Source organism: Pseudomonas sp. Leaf58 (genome assembly GCF_003627215.1).
Classification (GTDB): Bacteria; Pseudomonadota; Gammaproteobacteria; order Pseudomonadales; family Pseudomonadaceae; genus Aquipseudomonas.
This window is the reverse complement of sequence record NZ_CP032677.1, coordinates 3,823,025-3,841,144: the sequence shown is the minus strand read 5'-3', so window position 1 is coordinate 3,841,144 and position 18,120 is coordinate 3,823,025. Positions and strand designations below refer to the sequence as shown.

18 protein-coding genes are annotated in these 18,120 nt (G+C 62.0%); 10 read left to right on the top strand and 8 right to left on the bottom strand.

What is annotated here, in order from left to right:
• The first annotated feature begins 91 nt into the window (after nucleotides 1-91).
• Entirely contained in the window at nucleotides 92-1,090 is a 999-nt protein-coding gene (locus tag DV532_RS17855; RefSeq protein WP_056805052.1) for a diguanylate cyclase, read from the top strand.
• 59 nt (nucleotides 1,091-1,149) lie between these two features.
• Here DV532_RS17855 and lpdA read toward each other — a convergent pair whose 3' ends face one another.
• Genes lpdA through DV532_RS17835 form a run of 4 tightly spaced genes read right to left on the bottom strand, consistent with a single transcriptional unit; the run spans nucleotide 1,150 to nucleotide 6,096 of the window.
• A complete protein-coding gene (lpdA, locus tag DV532_RS17850) occupies nucleotides 1,150-2,529 on the bottom strand; it encodes a dihydrolipoyl dehydrogenase (protein WP_056805055.1) in 1,380 nt (459 codons plus the stop codon).
• A 2-nt stretch (nucleotides 2,530-2,531) separates the two neighbouring features.
• The gene (locus DV532_RS17845; RefSeq protein WP_056805058.1) at nucleotides 2,532-3,803 is read right to left on the bottom strand and encodes a dihydrolipoamide acetyltransferase family protein; all 1,272 of its coding nucleotides are present in this window, start codon (nucleotides 3,801-3,803) and stop codon (nucleotides 2,532-2,534) included.
• Nucleotides 3,804-4,862 carry an alpha-ketoacid dehydrogenase subunit beta gene (locus tag DV532_RS17840; protein ID WP_056805061.1) on the bottom strand — a complete coding sequence of 353 codons (1,059 nt, stop codon included), beginning with the start codon at nucleotides 4,860-4,862 and terminating at the stop codon, nucleotides 3,804-3,806.
• Nucleotide 4,863: 1 nt separating this feature from the next.
• Nucleotides 4,864-6,096, bottom strand: coding sequence for a 3-methyl-2-oxobutanoate dehydrogenase (2-methylpropanoyl-transferring) subunit alpha (locus DV532_RS17835; protein ID WP_056805064.1), 1,233 nt, complete (start codon nucleotides 6,094-6,096; stop codon nucleotides 4,864-4,866).
• A 198-nt stretch (nucleotides 6,097-6,294) separates the two neighbouring features.
• Here DV532_RS17835 and bkdR point away from each other — a divergent pair, with 198 nt between their 5' ends.
• From bkdR to DV532_RS17820, 3 genes are all read left to right on the top strand, one after another.
• Nucleotides 6,295-6,780 carry a Bkd operon transcriptional regulator BkdR gene (bkdR, locus tag DV532_RS17830; protein ID WP_056805068.1) on the top strand — a complete coding sequence of 162 codons (486 nt, stop codon included), beginning with the start codon at nucleotides 6,295-6,297 and terminating at the stop codon, nucleotides 6,778-6,780.
• A 273-nt stretch (nucleotides 6,781-7,053) separates the two neighbouring features.
• Complete coding sequence (locus DV532_RS17825) at nucleotides 7,054-8,295, top strand: glutamine synthetase family protein (RefSeq protein WP_162241144.1); 1,242 nt, start codon at nucleotides 7,054-7,056, stop codon at nucleotides 8,293-8,295.
• A gap of 129 nt (nucleotides 8,296-8,424) precedes the next feature.
• The gene (locus tag DV532_RS17820) at nucleotides 8,425-9,765 is read left to right on the top strand and encodes an MFS transporter (protein WP_056805074.1); all 1,341 of its coding nucleotides are present in this window, start codon (nucleotides 8,425-8,427) and stop codon (nucleotides 9,763-9,765) included.
• A gap of 171 nt (nucleotides 9,766-9,936) precedes the next feature.
• Here DV532_RS17820 and DV532_RS17815 read toward each other — a convergent pair whose 3' ends face one another.
• The 4 genes from DV532_RS17815 to flgA all read right to left on the bottom strand — a co-directional run bounded on the left by DV532_RS17815 (nucleotide 9,937) and on the right by flgA (nucleotide 12,503).
• A complete protein-coding gene (locus DV532_RS17815; RefSeq protein ID WP_056805078.1) occupies nucleotides 9,937-10,680 on the bottom strand; it encodes a flagellar brake protein in 744 nt (247 codons plus the stop codon).
• 79 nt (nucleotides 10,681-10,759) lie between these two features.
• A complete protein-coding gene (locus tag DV532_RS17810; RefSeq protein WP_056805081.1) occupies nucleotides 10,760-11,227 on the bottom strand; it encodes a flagella synthesis protein FlgN in 468 nt (155 codons plus the stop codon).
• A 49-nt stretch (nucleotides 11,228-11,276) separates the two neighbouring features.
• Nucleotides 11,277-11,591 carry a flagellar biosynthesis anti-sigma factor FlgM gene (gene flgM / locus DV532_RS17805; RefSeq protein ID WP_056805084.1) on the bottom strand — a complete coding sequence of 105 codons (315 nt, stop codon included), beginning with the start codon at nucleotides 11,589-11,591 and terminating at the stop codon, nucleotides 11,277-11,279.
• 159 nt (nucleotides 11,592-11,750) lie between these two features.
• Nucleotides 11,751-12,503, bottom strand: coding sequence for a flagellar basal body P-ring formation chaperone FlgA (gene flgA, locus DV532_RS17800; protein ID WP_056805087.1), 753 nt, complete (start codon nucleotides 12,501-12,503; stop codon nucleotides 11,751-11,753).
• Between the two features lie 77 nt (nucleotides 12,504-12,580).
• Here flgA and DV532_RS17795 point away from each other — a divergent pair, with 77 nt between their 5' ends.
• The 6 genes from DV532_RS17795 (at nucleotide 12,581) to DV532_RS17770 (ending at nucleotide 18,101) form a co-directional block, all read left to right on the top strand.
• Nucleotides 12,581-13,510 carry a chemotaxis protein CheV gene (locus DV532_RS17795; protein ID WP_056805089.1) on the top strand — a complete coding sequence of 310 codons (930 nt, stop codon included), beginning with the start codon at nucleotides 12,581-12,583 and terminating at the stop codon, nucleotides 13,508-13,510.
• Nucleotides 13,511-13,559: 49 nt separating this feature from the next.
• Nucleotides 13,560-14,387: a protein-glutamate O-methyltransferase CheR gene (cheR, locus tag DV532_RS17790; protein ID WP_056805092.1), complete on the top strand. Its 828-nt coding sequence runs from the start codon at nucleotides 13,560-13,562 to the stop codon at nucleotides 14,385-14,387.
• 348 nt (nucleotides 14,388-14,735) lie between these two features.
• On the top strand, nucleotides 14,736-15,146 hold the full coding sequence (gene flgB / locus DV532_RS17785) for a flagellar basal body rod protein FlgB (protein ID WP_056805095.1): 411 nt from the start codon (nucleotides 14,736-14,738) through the stop codon (nucleotides 15,144-15,146).
• 2 nt (nucleotides 15,147-15,148) lie between these two features.
• Nucleotides 15,149-15,592: a flagellar basal body rod protein FlgC gene (gene flgC, locus DV532_RS17780; protein ID WP_056805098.1), complete on the top strand. Its 444-nt coding sequence runs from the start codon at nucleotides 15,149-15,151 to the stop codon at nucleotides 15,590-15,592.
• 15 nt (nucleotides 15,593-15,607) lie between these two features.
• Entirely contained in the window at nucleotides 15,608-16,312 is a 705-nt protein-coding gene (gene flgD, locus DV532_RS17775; protein ID WP_056805101.1) for a flagellar hook assembly protein FlgD, read from the top strand.
• A gap of 31 nt (nucleotides 16,313-16,343) precedes the next feature.
• Nucleotides 16,344-18,101, top strand: coding sequence for a flagellar hook-basal body complex protein (locus DV532_RS17770; RefSeq protein WP_056805106.1), 1,758 nt, complete (start codon nucleotides 16,344-16,346; stop codon nucleotides 18,099-18,101).
• The last annotated feature ends 19 nt before the right edge of the window (nucleotides 18,102-18,120 follow it).

Genomic DNA, 18,120 nt, shown 5'->3' with positions numbered 1-18,120 from the left:
CAAAGCACCATCTTGCCGCCTGCGGCAGTTACCACCATTGTCGGCAGCCCCTTGATCGGAGCGCAGTTGCTGGGCATCAGGGAGAGCGTCCATGAGTCAGGAAACCCGGCCGGTTCACGCCGGCTTCAGTGAACAGCAGCTGCATACCTTGTTCGATTTGATCAGCGATGGTATCTGGGACTGGAATGCCAACACCGGCTATGTCTATCGCAACCCGGGCTGGTACGCGATGCTCGGCTACTCCAGCCATTCCATGGCCAACTCGGTACTTACCTGGGAAAGCGTGATCCACCCCGACGACTACCCGCGGGTGATGGCGCATTTCGAGGCTTATATCAATCAGCGTAACGAGCGTTACCTCGTCGAGTATCGCTGCCGTTGCCACGATGGCAGCTACCTGTGGGTCGAAGACAGCGGCTACATCATTGCCCATAACGAGGACGGGTCGGTAGCGCGCATGCTCGGTGCCCACCGTAACATCGATGCCGGCAAGCGCCTGGTGGCGCAGCTTGAACAGAAGAACCAGTCGCTGGAAAGCCTGGTGGCCGAACGCACCCGCGAGCTGTCCTGGGTGAACCAGCAGTTGCAACGGCAGCTGGACGAAAACCGCGAGTTGGCCGAGCGCGATGCGTTGACCCGCATAGCCAACCGCTACCGGCTGGAGAAGACCTTGCAGTTGGAGTGCCAGCGTGCCCAGCGCTTTCGCCAGCCGTTGTCGCTGATCGCCATGGACCTGGACGATTTCAAGCCAATCAACGATCGCTACGGGCATGCCCGGGGTGACGCAGCGCTGGTGCGGGTGGTCGAAAACCTGCGTACCTGCTTGCGCGAACTGGACCTGCTGGCGCGCTGGGGTGGTGACGAGTTCGTGATCGTACTGCCGCAAACCACACTGGGCGAAGCGTTGGAAGTGGCAGCGCGCTTACGCCAGGTGATGGCGCAGCTGGAGCCGGTGGGTGATTGCCGGCTGACCATGAGCTATGGCGTGGTGCAGCGGCGGGACGAGGAAGACCAGCATGCGCTGTTGGCCCGGGCGGACCAGGCGTTGTACCGGGCCAAGGACGCTGGCAAGAACGCCATCGCCGAGTAGACCGCCTGGCGGGGTACCTGTTAGGAGCGGCCTTGCGTCGCGAAGGCCGCTCCTACCGGTCAGATATGCAGCGCGTGGCCCAGGGCGCGCAGTGCCGCTTCCTGTACCGCTTCACCCAAGGTCGGGTGGGCATGGATGGTGCCAGCCACATCCTCCAGGCATGCGCCCATCTCCAGCGACTGGGCAAACGCCGTCGACAGTTCGGAAACCGCCACGCCAACGGCCTGCCAACCAAGGATCAGGTGGTTGTCACGCCGCGCCACCACGCGCACGAAACCGCTTTTCGCTTCCAGGCTCATGGCCCGGCCGTTGGCGGCGAACGGGAACTGCGCGACGATGCAGTCCAGGCCTTGCTGGCTGGCCTGTTCCGGGGTCTTGCCGACCACTACCACCTCGGGGTCGGTGAAGCACACTGCGGCAATTGCGCTGGGCTCGAAGCGCCGCGCCTTGCCGGCGATGATCTCGGCGACCATCTCACCCTGGGCCATCGCCCGGTGCGCCAGCATCGGTTCACCCGCTACGTCGCCAATGGCCCAGACGTTGCGCATGCTGGTTTGGCAGCGCTCGTCGATGGCGATGGCCGCGCCGTTCATCTTCAGGTCCAGGCACTCCAGGTTGAAGCCTTTCGTGCGCGGCCGGCGGCCCACGGCCACCAGCACCTGGTCAGCTTCCAGTCGCAATTGCCCGCCCTTGCCATCGTTGGCCAGCAGGCGGCCATTTTCGTAGCCTTCGACGCTGTGGCCCAGGTGCAGGGCGATGCCCAGCTTCTTCAGCGACTCGGCCACCGGGGCGGTCAGCTCGCTGTCGTAGGTGGGCAGGATGCGCTCGCGCGCTTCCACCACGCTGACCTGCGCGCCCAGCTTGCGGTAGGCGATGCCCAGCTCTAGGCCGATATAACCACCGCCCACCACCACCAGGTGCTGTGGCAGAGCTTTCGGCGCCAGCGCTTCAGTCGAGGAAATCACCGGCCCACCCAACGGCAGCATTGGCAGTTCGACACTGCTGGAGCCGGTGGCCAGCAACAGGTGCTCGCATTGGATACGCTGGCCGTCCACTTCGACTTGTTTGCCGTCGAGAACCTTCGCCCAGCCATGGATCACCTTGACCCCATGCTTTTTCAGCAGGGCGGCCACGCCGGTGGTCAGGCGGTCGACGATGCCGTCCTTCCAGGCCACGCTCTGGCCGATGTCCAGGCGCGGTGAGGTCACGCTGATGCCCAGCTCCGAGGGCCCGGCAAAGCGCGAGGCCTGGTGGAACTGCTCGGCCACATGGATCAGGGCCTTGGATGGAATGCAGCCGATGTTCAGGCAGGTACCGCCCAGTGCCTGGCCCTCTACCAGCACGGTAGGGATGCCCAGTTGCCCGGCGCGAATGGCAGCTACGTAGCCGCCGGGGCCGCCGCCGATAATCAACAGGGTAGTCTGGATAGTCTGTTGCATGCTTACTCCACGAACAGGCAGGCGGGTTGTTCGAGCAGGCCGCGCACGGCCTGGATGAACAGCGCGGCGTCCATGCCATCGACCACGCGGTGGTCGAACGAGCTGGACAGGTTCATCATCTTGCGCACAACGATCTGGCCGTCGATTACCATCGGCCGCTCAACCATGCGGTTGACGCCGACGATCGCCACTTCCGGGGTGTTGACCACCGGTGTGCTGACGATACCGCCCAGGGCACCCAGGCTGGTCAGGGTGATGGTCGAGCCAGACAGCTCATCGCGGCTGGCCTTGTTGTTGCGCGCAGCGTTGGCCAGGCGCGAAATCTCACCGGCGTTGGCCCACAGGCTGCCCGCTTCGGCATGGCGCAGCACCGGTACCATCAGGCCGTTGTCACCTTGGGTGGCGATGCCCACGTGCACCGCGCCATGGCGGGTGATGATTTGCGCTTCGTCGTCATAAGTGGCGTTGATTTGCGGGAAGTCACGCAGGGCCACCACCAGCGCGCGCACCAGGAACGGCAGCAGGGTCAGCTTGCCGCGGCTGTCGCCGTGCTTGCTGTTGAGCTGCTGGCGCAGGGCTTCCAGGGCGGTGACGTCGATTTCTTCCACATAGCTGAAGTGCGCGACTCGGCGCTTGGCGTCTTGCATGCGCTGGGCGATCTTGCGGCGCAGGCCGATCACCGGCACTTGTTGGCTGTCGGTGCGCTTGGCGTAGCCATTGGGTGCTTGCCCGGCTGCGCTCTGTGGCTTGCTCATGAAGACGTCAAGGTCTTCGTGCAGGATGCGCCCGGCTGGGCCGCTGCCATGCACGTAGCGCAGTTCGATACCGGCATCCAGGGCACGCTTGCGCACGGCCGGCGAGGCCAGCGGCTTATCGCCTGGCTGGCGCGCCACGATAGGGGCTGCCTCGTGGTTGGCAGGCGCCGGGCAAGCAGCCGGCTTCAGCTCTTTCTGCGGCTCTGGCTTGGCTGCCGCCGGGGCAGCGGGAGCCTCAACTTGCTTGGCCTGCGGCACATCCACATGGTTGCCGCTGCCTTCCACTTCGATGCGGATCAGCTCGCTGCCGACCGCCATCACTTCACCTGGCTGGCCGCCCAGGGCCAGCACCTTGCCGCTGACCGGCGAAGGGATTTCCACGGTGGCCTTGTCGGTCATGACGTCGGCCACTACCTGGTCCTCGGCAATCATGTCGCCGACCTTGACGAACCATTCCACCAACTCGACCTGCGCGATGCCTTCGCCAATGTCCGGCATCTTGATGACGTGCGTGCCCATTCAGACCTCCATGACCTTTTTCAATGCCGCACCTACCCGCGAAGGCCCTGGGAAGTAAGCCCATTCCTGTGCGTGAGGGTAGGGGGTGTCCCAACCGGTGACGCGCTCGATCGGCGCCTCCAGGTGGTGGAAGCAGTGTTCCTGCACCAGCGACACCAGCTCGGCGCCGAAGCCGCAAGTACGGGTGGCCTCGTGCACCACCACGCAGCGGCCGGTTTTCTTCACCGACTCGACGATCGTGTCGAGGTCCAGCGGCCACAGGCTGCGCAGGTCGATCACTTCGGCATCGACGCCGGTTTCTTCGGCAGCCACCTGGGCCACGTACACGGTGGTGCCATAGGTCAGCACGGTCACGTCATTGCCGGGGCGGGTAATGGCTGCCTTGTCCAGCGGCACGCTGTAGTAGCCGTCAGGCACGGCGCTTTGCGGGTGCTTCGACCACGGGGTTACTGGGCGGTCGTGGTGGCCGTCGAACGGGCCGTTATACAGGCGCTTGGGCTCGAGGAAGATCACCGGGTCGTCGCATTCGATCGAGGCAATCAGCAGGCCTTTGGCGTCATACGGGTTGGACGGCATGACGGTGCGCAGGCCGCACACCTGGGTGAACATTGCTTCTGGGCTCTGGCTGTGGGTCTGGCCGCCATAGATGCCGCCCCCGCAGGGCATGCGCAGGGTCAGTGGGGCGATGAACTCGCCGGCCGAACGGTAACGCAGGCGAGCCATCTCGGAGACGATCTGGTCGGAGGCCGGGTAGAAGTAGTCGGCGAACTGGATTTCCACCACCGGGCGCAGGCCGTAGGCACCCATGCCCACGGCAGTGCCGACGATGCCGCTTTCCGAGATCGGTGCGTCAAACACGCGGGACTTGCCGTACTTGGTCTGCAGGCCTTCGGTGCAGCGGAACACGCCGCCGAAGTAACCGACGTCCTGGCCGTAGATCACTACATTGTCGTCGCGCTCGAGCATGACATCCATGGCCGAGCGCAGGGCCTGGATCATGGTCATGGTGGTGGTGGCCATGGCGGTTTCCGGGTTGATGCTGCTGTTGTGGTCGTTCATCTCAAACCCCCAGTTCCTGGCGTTGGCGGCGCAGGTGGTCAGGCATTTCCTTGTACACGTCCTCGAACATCGAGGCGGCACTTGGGATGTGACCGTTGGCCAGGGTGCCGTACTGCTCGGCTTCTTTCTGCGCGGCAATCACCGAGGCTTCGAACTCGGCAGTGGTGGCCTGGTGTTCTTCTTCGGACCAGTGGCCGATCTTGATCAAGTGCTGCTTCAGGCGGGCGATCGGGTCGCCCAGCGGGAAGTGGCTCCAATCATCGGCTGGGCGGTATTTGGACGGGTCGTCCGAAGTCGAGTGCGGGCCGGCACGGTAGGTAACCCACTCGATCAGGCAGGGGCCCAGGCCACGGCGGGCGCGCTCGGCAGCCCAGCGCGAGGCGGCGTACACGGCGACGAAGTCGTTGCCGTCAACCCGCAGCGAGGCAATGCCGCAACCCACGCCACGGCCGGCGAAGGTGGTGGACTCGCCACCGGCAATGGCCTGGAAGGTGGAGATTGCCCACTGGTTGTTGACCACGTTGAGGATCACTGGGGCGCGGTACACGTGGGCGAAGGTGAGCGCGGTATGGAAGTCCGACTCGGCGGTGGCGCCGTCGCCGATCCAGGCCGAGGCGATCTTGGTATCACCCTTGATTGCCGACGCCATGGCCCAGCCGACTGCCTGCACGAACTGGGTCGCCAGGTTGCCGCTGATGGTGAAGAAGCCGGCTTCGCGTACCGAATACATGATCGGCAGCTGGCGCCCCTTGAGCGGGTCGCGCTCGTTGGACAGCAGTTGGCAGATCATTTCGACCAGCGACACTTCGCGGGCCATCAGGATGCTTTGCTGGCGGTAGGTGGGGAAGCACATATCGCTGCGGTTCAGTGCCAGGGCCTGGCCACTGCCGATGGCTTCTTCGCCCAGGCTCTGCATGTAGAAGGACATTTTCTTCTGGCGCTGGGCAACCACCATGCGGCTGTCGAAAATCCGCGTCTTGAGCATGGCGCGCATGCCTTGACGGAGGACTTGCGGATCGATGTCTTCGGCCCATGGGCCTTGCGCATCGCCTTGCTCGTCGAGCACGCGGATCAGGCTGTAGGACAGGTCGGCGGTGTCGGCAGCATCGACATCGACAGGGGGTTTACGGGCTTGACCTGCATCGTTCAGGCGCAGGTAGGAGAAATCGGTCTGGCAGCCTGGCCGGCCGGTGGGCTCGGGCACATGCAAACGCAGGGGGGCGTACTCGTTCATGCTTTTTACGCTCGCTCGGGTATTTGTTTTTGTGAGCTTTGAAGCGGCCGCCGCTGAATACCGGCTTGTGACTGGTAAGTCAGCGTCCCCTACATCTTAGTGGCCCGGCAGGAGAATTTTTCTCTCAAGTTGATTGCCTTTACCCAGCAGGGAGGATAAATATTCCGCATAAACACAATAAACCGGTGATTTTGTCTCATGCGCAAACTCGATCGTACCGATATCGGCATTCTCAACAGCCTGCAGGAAAACGCCCGCATCACCAACGCCGAGTTGGCACGCTCGGTGAACCTGTCGCCCACGCCTTGTTTTAACCGGGTGCGGGCCATGGAAGAGTTGGGGGTGATCCGCCAGCAGGTGACCTTGCTGTCGCCCGAGGCATTGGGGCTGGACGTCAACGTGTTCATTCATGTGAGCCTGGAAAAGCAGGTCGAGCAGTCGTTGCACCGCTTCGAGGAAGAAATTGCCGAACGGCCCGAAGTGATGGAGTGCTACTTGATGACCGGCGACCCGGACTACTTGTTGCGGGTGCTGTTGCCGAGCATCCAGGCGCTGGAGCGCTTTCTCGACTACCTGACGCGCTTGCCGGGGGTGGCCAACATACGGTCGAGCTTTGCCTTGAAGCAGGTGCGTTACAAGACTGCCTTGCCATTGCCAGCCAATGGCATGACCTTGCACGAATAGCGATCTCCTGTGCGGGCCCTTTCGCGGGTAAACCCGCTCCTACAGGGGCCGACAGGCTTCGAATACTGCGCCGCAGCTGTAGGAGCGGGTTGACCCGCGAAAGGGCCAGCACAGGCACCAAAGAGGGTGCTTGATATTTTAAACACCGCCAGCCTATGTTGTTGTCAGGCTATAACAACAAGGACAAGCGTCATGAGCACCGCTCAGCTCCAGGGCATCGATGAAATCGAATGCGTCACCCCCGACCTCAATGGCGTCCCCCGGGGCAAGGTGATGACCGCCGAAGGCTTCCTCGAAGGCCGCCGCCTGCAGATGGCCAGGGGGGTGTTGTTGCAATGCATCATGGGTGGTTACCCGCCGGCGAAGTACTATGGCAGTGACGATGGCGACCTGGCGCTGGTGCCCGAGCCGAGCCAGGTTCACCGCCTGCCCTGGAGCAGCGACGGCCGAGCGCTGGCCATTTGTGACGCCAACGAGCTCGATGGCCGGCCTTCGGCATTGTCCACCCGTGGCCAGCTCAAGGCGGTGATCGCCCGTTACGCGGCGCTGGGCCTGGCACCGGTGGTGGCGACCGAGCTCGAGTTCTTCGTCTTTGCCCCCAACAGCGACCCGCAGCAGCCGTTTCAGCCACCGGTTGGCAGCGATGGCCGCCGTGAACTCGGCCATTCGGCGTTCAGTGTCAGCTCCAACAACGGCCTGCGCCCGTTCTTCAAGGAGGTGTACCAGTGCATGGCCGCGCTCGGCCTGCCGCGCGACACCTTCATGCACGAAATGGGCGTTAGCCAGTTCGAGATCAACTTGCTGCACGGCGACCCGTTGCTGTTGGCCGACCAGACGTTCCTGTTCAAGCACCTGCTCAAGGAAGTGGCGCTCAAGCATGGCCTGAGCGTGGTGTGCATGGCCAAACCGCTGGCGCGCACACCCGGCAGCTCCATGCACATTCACCAGAGCCTGGTGGAGGTAGGCAGCGGGCGGAACGTGTTCAGCGACGAGCAAGGCTTGCCCACTGCAACCTTTCACCATTTCATCGGTGGCCTGCAAGCGTGCATGGCCGACTTCACTGCGCTGTTCGCGCCCAACGTCAATTCTTACCAGCGCCTGTGTCACCCCTATGCTTCGCCGAACAATGCCTGCTGGTCCGAGGACAACCGTGCCGCAGGCCTGCGCATCCCGGCCAGCGCGCCGGTAGCCCGGCGGGTGGAAAACCGCCTACCGGGCGCCGATGCCAACCCGTACCTGGCCATCGCTGCCAGCCTGGCCGCCGGGCTGCATGGCATCGAGCAGCGCTTGCAGCCATCACCGGCCATCCAGGGTGAATTCCAGGTGCCGGAGCACTTGAGCCTGCCGTGCACCCTGCATGCCGCGCTGGAGCGGCTCAAGCACAGCACGCTGGCGCGGGAACTGTTCGGCAGCGAGTTCATCGAAGGCTACATCGCCAGCAAGACCCTGGAACTGACCGATTTCTTCGACGAAATCACACCGTGGGAACGCCGGGTGCTGGCGGCACAAGCCTGATCGCGACACGACCGACACCGGGTGCGCCCTCCTAGCCCTAAATCGCAACCGGGGGCCTGCACCAGGCGGTTTTTACCCTTATGCTGCTAGCACCCAACCGCCACCTGACCAGGGAGCTTCACGGGACGTATGCGAAATGTATGGAAGCCTTTTCAGTCGTTGTATTTCGCCGCGCTGATGATGTTGATCGGCTCAGGCCTGCTCAGTACCTACCTGGCCCTGCGCCTGGCGGCCGACCATGTCGATAGCCTGTGGGTAGGTGCGTTGATGGCGGCCAACTACTTTGGCTTGGCGGTCGGCGGCAAGGTCGGCCACCGGCTGATTGGCCGGGTCGGGCACATCCGCGCCTATGCCACCTGCGCCGGTATCGTCTGTGCTGCGGTGCTCGGCCATGGCATGACCAATTGGCTGCCAGCCTGGGTCGGGCTGCGGATCATCGTTGGCCTGGGGATGATGTGCCAGTACATGGTGATCGAAAGCTGGCTGAACGAGCAAGCCGACGTGAAGCACCGTGGCGCGGTGTTCAGCGGCTACATGATTGCCTCGTACCTGGGGTTGGTGCTCGGCCAATTGATCCTGGTGGTGCACCCGCAACTCGGCCCTGAACTGCTGATGTTGGTAGCGATGTGCTTTGCCCTGTGCCTGGTGCCGGTGGCGATGACTCGGCGCATTCACCCGGCGCCGCTGCGGCCGGCGCCGATGGAGCCGAAATTCTTCATCAAGCGCGTGCCGCAGTCGCTCAGCACGGTGCTGGGTTCGGGGTTGATCGTTGGCTCGTTCTATGGCCTGGCGCCCTTGTATGCGTCCAGTCAAGGCATGACGACTGAGCAGATTGGTCTGTTCATGGGTAGCTGTATTTTCGCCGGCTTGTTGGTGCAGTGGCCGTTGGGGTGGTTATCCGACCGCTACGACCGTGCGGTGCTGATCCGCAGCGTGGCAATAGGCTTGGCCTTGGCCGCTGCCCCGTTGGCGATACTGCCCAGTGTGCCGTTGGAGTTGCTGTTCGGCATCGGCTTCCTGATTTCGCTGTTGCAGTTCTGCCTGTACCCGCTGGCGGTGGCGTTTTCCAACGACCATGTGGAAAGCGAGCGGCGGGTGTCGCTGACGGCGATGCTGCTGGTGACCTATGGCGTGGGCGCGTGCATCGGGCCGCTGGCGGCGGGTGTGCTGATGAAAGTGTTGGGCGCACAAATGCTGTATGCCTTCTTCGTGTTCTTCGCGCTGGTGCTGGTATGGCGCATCCGGCCGAAGGCGGTGACCGGGCTGCACCAAGTGCAGGACGCGCCGCTGGGCCACGTGGCGATGCCGGCGGCCGGTTCGCCGTTGTCGGCGGCGCTGGACCCACGGGTGGATGAGCAGACAGTGCAGGACATGATGCAGGCGCCGGTGGCGGCGGAGGATACCGAGGCGGAAGAGAAGGGGGCTGAAAAAGAGCCTGAGCCGGAAGGTGAGGTCAGCAAATCGGTGTAAACCTGTACCGGCCTCTGTGCGAGTAAGCCCGCTCCCACAGGGTCCCGAGCAAGCCTGACGATAGCGCCGCCCTTGTAGGAGCGGGCTTGCCCGCGAAGAGGCCAGCACAGGAACAGCACAAACAAAAACGCCACCTCGATAGGTGGCGTTTTTGCATTATTGAGCCGACGATCAATAATCGTCCTTGTCGAACCGCCGCGCCTCACGCTGCAACTGGTACACAAAGCTTTCGATCTTGCGCTGTGCCTGCCCACTGAGGTTATGGAAGCGCACACCGGCAAAGGTGGTGTTGATCCGCTCTTCATAGTGCAGGTGACGCAACTCGACCATGGTGTCGACCAGGCCCAGCGGGTTGCTGGCCTTGAAGCGCTCGTACACCTGGCCCAGTTGCAGGCGCTCCTCGACATTGCCCTCGAAGCGCAATTTGCAACCGGTGGCCGAAATGTCCAGCAGCTTGCCGCGCAGCGCGCCGTTGCCTTTGAGGTGGGCGCCATCGAGGATGATATCGACCAGCTGCGACAGCTTCAGTGCGGCACGGAAGGCGTTGCGGCGCTGGTGGTAGGTCATCTCCACGGGCATGGCGCCGCGGTAGCAGCGGTGGCCGTCGACTTCGCTGATCTTCAGCGCGTGGTTGCATTCCCAGGCGATGCGCACACCATCATGAAAGCCTTCGACACGGAAGTGTTCGCCGTTCTCGATGAACTTCTCGCCGTCGCGTGGGATCATCTCGTCCAGCGCCAGGGTGTTGCTGTCACGGTCTACATGCACCACATAGCTCTGGAAGCGCTGGCTGCGGTCATGGAAGGTGATGATCAGCGGGTCGTGGCTTTCCTGCAGTTGCCGCAAGTTGGCCGCAATTTCCAAAGGGGTGTTCAGCACCTTTGGCGGTTGCGGGGCATCGGATTCATTGAACACGGCTTATCGTTCTCCAGGCAAAAGCAACACACGCAAGTAACGGCATTTTGCCAGTATGTTCCGTGCCTTAATAGAAAAATCACACTTGGCTGAGGGCCCGTGGCTTGGCCAGCGGCGAGGTGCTGCCGCGGCTGTCATAGAGCGAGGGTGAATCGCCGCCCATGAGGATTCTGACCTGATTGCTGGTGACGTGTTGCTGCACCTGGATGATCCGGCCGTTGGTCTCATTGAGCTGTTGGCAGGCCTGCATCAACTGGCTGATCACGTCGAGCTGCTGCAGTAGCAGTTCGCCGTTCGGCGATTGTGCTGCCACGGCCTCTACCCCGGCGCGATTGGCGCTCAGGCCAAGGCTGGTGAGCAGGTTGTTACGGCGCAGGCCTTGCTGCTCCAGCAGCACGATCAAAGACTGCTTGCGGGCCAGGATGTTCTCCAGTGGCGCCATGTCGCGGCCATGCAGTGCAACGGCCTCTTTCTGCAAGAGATCGAGCAGTTCTTGCATCGGGGCAATGTCGTCTTCGATCAGTTGCAGCAAGGTGATGTCGTGCATGGCTAACTCTTGGTTTTTCTAGCGTCCATGAAGTCAGCGCGCCGAACGGTCAGCGCTGGGCTTCGAAATCGAGCAGTTTGCTGGCGACCCGGCCGGCATCGACCTGGTAGCTGCCGTCGGCGATTGCCTGTTTCAACTGGGCCACACGGGCGCTGTTGACCACCGGTTCGTCGCGCAGCTTCTCGCTGATCTTCTGCAACTGCTGGGCCTCTTGGCTGAGGTGTACCGCTTCTCCGCTGGCGCTGGTGTCTTTCACCGCGTCCTGGCTGGCTGCCGGTTTTTCGGCGCTGCCGGGCGCGCTGGTGCTGCGCACGCCGCCCGTGACGGACGGAGAGTTATTTAAACGACTGAAGTCGATGACCATGATCAGAAACCTCTGGGTATTTGGACGCTTGCCTTGTTTTCGGCCAACCCGAAAAAAACTTTAGGCACAAATGCACAGCCGCCTGTCAGCAAGCTCGCGAACCCGTTTCTGACACAGTTTAGGAAAAGCGCTTCCTCATCGCCAGTGCAATCCTTGTGGCTACATGCTCACCTCGACCTGGCCGGGCCCGGTTACCCGGGCCTTGACCACCCGCTTGGAGTTGAGGTTGCGTACTCGGATCTGCTCGCTGAGGCCGCCCTTGCTCAGTGCTTCGCCGGGCATGCGCACGCTCAGGCTGCCGCTGCGGGCGATGATCACCACGTGGTCGCCCTTGCGCACGACCTCGGCCTGTTCCAGGTGCTGCGGGGTAAGCACCTGGTCGATCACCGTGGGCCGCAGCATCTTCATGCCCACCGCTTGGTCCAGCTCGGTCAGAAACCCCTGGCCCAGGGTGCCGACGTCGCGCTCGCGCAAGGCCACGTCGCCTTCGCCCACCACGTTGTCGCGCTTGAGTGGGCGGGTCATCACCACCACATCCCGGAACAGCCGCACGGTAGCCGGCACGAACACGGTCCACGGTGCCGTGCCTGCGCAGCGCACCTTGACCGTCACTCGGCCCAACGGCTGGGCCGGGCTTTCCAGCGAGGCGTCCAGCTGCTGGCTGCACAGCGGCATGCGCAAGCGCGGGTCCAACGGGTTGACCTGGATCTCGTAGCGGGCGGCGGTGTGGGTGGTTGCCAAGTAATCTTCGACGGTGAATTCAAGAAACCCTTGGGTGACACCGATAAGCTGTTCAGGCAAGGTAAACGCGTCCGCTACCGTGCGAACGCCGGGCGCCAGCAGGCACAGCGTGGCCAGCGAGCCCGTCAGCAGGCGTGTCAATCGTCGGGAAAATGTCGTTTTCGTGTACATGACCCTCAAAAAAGCAAAGCCCGTGCCGACTCGCTACTTGAGTTGCAACGAAAGGCTGAAAGGTTAAGGAGTCTGGCATGGCGGGTGTTATGGATTCGGTCAACCAGCGCACGCAGCTGGTCGGGCAGAATCGCCTGGAATTGTTGCTGTTCCGCCTCAATGGCGAACAGCTTTACGGCATCAACGTATTCAAGGTCAGGGAAGTGCTGCAATGCCCTGCGCTGACCCTGCTGCCCAAGGCGCACCCGGTGGTGCGCGGCGTTGCCAACATTCGCGGGGCGACTATCCCGATCCTCGACTTGTCGATGGCCACCGGGTTGCGGCCGCTGCAGGAAGAAACGCGTAAAAGTTTCGTGATCATCACCGAGTACAACACCAAGACCCAGGGCTTTTTGGTGCATTCGGTAGAGCGCATCGTCAACATGAACTGGGAAGAAATCCATCCGCCACCCAAGGGCACTGGCCGCGACCACTACCTGACGGCGGTTACGCGGGTGGACAAGCGCATGGTCGAGATCATCGACGTGGAGAAGGTGCTGGCCGAAGTGTCGCCGTCGTCGGAGTCGGTATCGGCTGGAGTGATCGACGCCGAGGTGCAGGACAAAGCCGTGCTGCTGCGGGTGCTGACCGTCGACGACTCGTCGGTGGCGCGCAAGCAGGTCAGCCGTTGCCTGCAGACCGTAGGGGTGGAGGTGGTGGCGCTCAACGATGGCCGTCAGGCCCTGAACTACCTGCGCCAGCTGGTGGACGAGGGCAAGAAGCCGGAAGAAGAGTTCCTGATGATGATCTCGGACATTGAAATGCCGGAAATGGACGGCTACACGCTAACGGCGGAGATCCGCAGCGATCCGCGCATGCAAAAATTGCACATCTGCCTGCATACTTCGCTTTCCGGGGTGTTCAACCAGGCGATGGTCAAGAAGGTCGGCGCCGATGACTTCCTGGCCAAGTTCAAGCCGGACGACCTGGCCCAGCGGGTAGTCGACCGGATCAAGGCAGCGCATTGAAGCAGCCGGGGCATGCCCCGGCACCAGTGATTTAAAAGAGGCGGCAGTAGTGTCTACGGGTAATTTAGATTTCGAACAGTTCCGGGTCTTCCTGGAGAAAGCCTGTGGCATCCTGCTGGGCGAGAATAAGCAGTATCTGGTGTCCAGCCGTCTCAACAAGCTGATGGAACAACAGGGTATCAAGAGCCTGGGCGAGCTGGTGCAGCGCATTCAGGCCCAGCCGCGTGGCGGCTTGCGTGAGCAGGTGGTAGATGCCATGACCACTAATGAGACCCTGTGGTTTCGCGATACCTACCCGTTCGAAGTGCTGAAGAACAAGGTCATTCCGGAGTTCATTCGCAACAACCCCGGCCAGCGCCTGCGCATGTGGTCGGCCGCCTGTTCTTCGGGGCAGGAGCCGTACTCCATCTCGATGGCCATCGACGAGTTCGAGCGCAGCAACCTCGGCCAGCTGAAGATGGGGGCGCAGATCGTTGCCACCGACCTGTCCGGCACCATGCTGACCAACTGCAAGACCGGCGAGTATGACAGCCTGGCAATTGCCCGCGGCCTGTCCCAAGAGCGCCTGCAGCGCTACTTCGACCCCAAGGGGCCGGGGCGCTGGGCGGTCAAGCCGGCGATTCGCAGCCGCGTCGAGTTCCGCTCGTTCAACCTGCTGGACAGCTATGCCAGCCTGGGCAAGTTCGACGTGGTGTTCTGCCGCAACGTGCTGATCTACTTCTCGGCGCAAGTGAAGAAGGACATCCTGTTGCGTATCCACAGTACCTTGAAGCCGGGTGGGTATCTGTTCCTCGGCGCTTCCGAGGCGCTGAATGGTTTGCCGGACCATTACCAGATGGTGCAGTGCAGCCCGGGGATCATCTACCAGGCCAAGTAAACCAGAAGGCCGGCAGTGACAGTTGCCGGCCTTTTTGTTTGCCTGTGGTGGCCTCTTCGCGGGTGCCGTGCCGCCTTCAGGTCATGCACAAAGCCCTGTGGAGGCGGGTTCACCCGCGAAGAGGCGACAGCAGGAACAGCTGACGTCAATTTTTTGTATTGCCGCTTTTGCCGCCTGGTAATTGCCGCTTTCGCCGCGCCAGGCGGAAGGCCTTTGCCGCTTTTCTGGCATCACCCTGACACCACCCAGCCTCGCAAGCCCATGTTTTCGGCCTTTTCGGCGGTTGGCACAGCCCTTGCTATACCTTGCTCAACGAAATTCCGGTCAACCTCTGAAGGTTTCCCCGACATGAGCATCAGCTTCGACAAGGCGCTTGGTATCCACGAAAAGGCCCTGGGCTTCCGCGCCCAGCGTGCCGAAGTGCTGGCCAACAACATCGCCAACGCCGACACGCCCAACTACAAGGCGCGTGACATGGACTTTTCTTCGGTGCTTGCCGCCGAAACCAGCAAGCAGCAAAGCGGCCGCTTCGCCATGGACCGTACCAATAGCCGGCACATCGAAGCCGAAGGCTTGGCCATTGCGGCTGACGATACCCTCAAGTACCGCACCCCGCTGCAGCCATCGATCGACCAGAACACCGTGGATGCGCAGATCGAGCAATCGAACTACACCGAAAACGCCGTCGGCTTCCAGGCCAGCTTCACCTTGCTCAACAGTAAATTCAAAGGGCTGGTTTCCGCCCTGCGGGGAGAATGACCATGTCCCTTTCCAGTGTCTTCAACATCGCCGGTAGCGGCATGAGTGCGCAGAACACGCGCCTGAACACCGTTGCTTCCAACATTGCCAACGCCGAGACCGTGTCTTCGAGCATCGACCAGACCTACCGCGCGCGCCACCCGGTATTTGCCACCACCTTTCAGAATGCGCAGGCCGGCAGCAGCCAGTCGCTGTTCGAAGACCAGGGTGAAGCCGGGCAGGGCGTGCAGGTAAAAGGCATCGTCGAAGACCAGAGCACCCTGGAAGCGCGCTACGAGCCCAACCACCCAGCGGCGAACAAAGACGGCTACGTCTACTACCCGAACGTCAATGTGGTTGAAGAGATGGCCGACATGATCTCCGCCAGTCGCGCGTTCCAGACCAACGCCGAGCTGATGAACACGGCCAAGGCCATGATGCAGAAGGTCCTGACCCTCGGTCAGTGATAAGGAAACCAGACCATGGCAATCGATACCAACGGTGTGAACCTCAACGACGTGCTGGCAGCGTCGGGTGTAGGCACCAACACCAAGAAAACCACGGACACGGCGTCCAAGACCGGCAATGATTCACTCGGCAAAGATGCCTTCCTGCAACTGCTGGTCACCCAGATGCAGCACCAGAACCCGCTGGACCCGCAGGACAACGGTGAGTTCGTTGCCCAGCTGGCGCAGTTCAGCAGCTTGGAAGGCATTACCTCGCTGAACGAGTCGGTCGGTTCCATCACCAGCGCCATGGCCTCGTCGCAGGCCCTGCAGGCGTCGTCGTTGGTGGGACGCTCGGTGGTGGTGCAGAACGACAAGGCCGTGGTCGATACCAGCGAAAGCTTCAACGCGCAGTTCGTCGTGCCGCAAGCCATCAGCGAAGCGAAGATCACCATCAAGGACAAGGACGGCAACACCGTCAAGACCATCGAGGTGGGCGAGCAGAAAGCCGGCTATGCCGATTTCATCTGGGACGGCACCAACAACAGTGGCGAGAAAGTCGACCCGGGCACCTATACCTTCACCGCCAGCACCACCGTGGATGGCCAGTCGGTGCAGATGAACACGCTGTTGCCGGCCAAGGTAACCAGCGTCAGCTTCAGCGCTGCCGGGGAAATGGTGCTCAACCTTGCCGGCGTTGGCAAAGTGTCCCTCTCCGACGTGCAAACCATCGGTATCTAAGGCCCGCTAAAGCGGCAAAAGGAGCGAATTCATGTCTTTCAATATCGGCCTTAGCGGTCTGTACGCGGCAAACAAACAACTGGATGTCACTGGCAACAACATCGCCAACGTCAATACCACCGGCTTCAAGTCGTCGCGTGCCGAGTTCGCCGATGTCTACGCCGGCTCCAACCGCCTGGGCGTAGGCAAGAACCAAGTGGGTAACGGTGTGCGCCTGGCCGCCATTTCCCAGCAGTTCAACCAGGGTGATGTCAATACCACCGGTAATGTGCTGGACATGGGTATCCAGGGGCAGGGCTTCTTCGTGCTGTCGGACAACGGCACGAAAGTCTATACCCGTGCGGGTGCCTTCCAGGCCAGTAAAGACAACTATGTAATCACCTCTGATAACCTGCGGCTGCAAGGCTATGCCGCTGATGCGAATGGCAAGATCCAGAAGAGCGGCCTGACCGACCTGAAGATCGATACCTCGGCCTTGCAGCCCAAGCCAACCTCGCTGATCGATCAGGGTATCAACCTGAACTCGTCGGCTAAGTCGATTCCATTCCAGGTGTACGACAACACCAAGCCGCCGAGCATGGCTGCATTCAACCCGGCGGACCCGAGCACCTACCAGCGTGCGACCACCAGTACCGTCAATGATGTCGACGGTAACCCGCACACCCTGCAGCAGTTCTACCGCAAGACCGACACCAACGAGTGGACCATGTACTCCCTGATCGACGGGCGCAACCCGTTCGAGCCGGGCAGCACTACGCCGCTTGCCGGCAAGATCGAATACAGCAGCGATGGCACCATCAGTTCCATGGTGGCGGACACCGCCGGTGTTCCCAGCGGTGCATCGTACACCGTGAAAAACGGTGGCTTCAGCATCGATGGCTGGGTGCCTGCTGCTCAGGACCCTACCTCGGGTGACTGGGTGGCCAGCGGTGTTGCCGGTACCGTCCAGGACCAGGGCGTGACCTCGCCGGCGCTGGTGGCGAACAAGTCGTTCGACCCGTCCGACGATAGCACCTATACCCGTTCGTTCCCGACCAAGGTGTATGACAGCCAGGGTAACGAGCACACCATGGAGCAGTTCTACCGCAAGACCGGGACCAACGAGTGGACCATGTACACGCTGGTCGATGGGCGCAACCCGTTCAACCCGGGCAGCACCGAGCCACTGACGGGCACCATTGCGTTCAACAGTGATGGTTCGGTCAACTCGATGACGGCAGACAATACCGGTCACCCCGCCGGCACCTCGTTCACCGTCGTCAACAATACCTTCAGCATGGTCGGCTGGGTGCCGGCGGCCGAAGATGCATCGGGTAACTGGAGTGCCAATGGTGCGGTGGGTGATGCCGCTGGCATGAAAATGTCGATGGCCAGCACCACCTCCTACAACACCGAAACCGCGCGCATGTCGCAGTCCCAGGACGGTTATGCCACCGGTACCCTGTCCAATCTGAGCATCGACTCGACCGGTATCTTGTTCGCGACCTTCAGCAACGGCCAATCGCGTGCGATCGGTCAGGTTGCCCTGGCCAGCTTCGCCAACGAGCAAGGCTTGCAGCAAGTTGGTGGTACCCGCTGGACCGAGACCTACAACTCGGGCATCCCTGGCATCGATTCGCCGAAGACCGGCACCTTGGGGGCCATCGAGTCCAACTCGCTGGAAGGCTCGAACGTCAACTTGACGCAGGAGCTGGTGGAGTTGATCAAGGCGCAAAGCAACTACCAGGCGAACGCCAAGACCATTTCGACCGAAAGCACCATCATGCAGACCATCATCCAGATGGCTTAATGGTCGCTGGCTGGCGGTA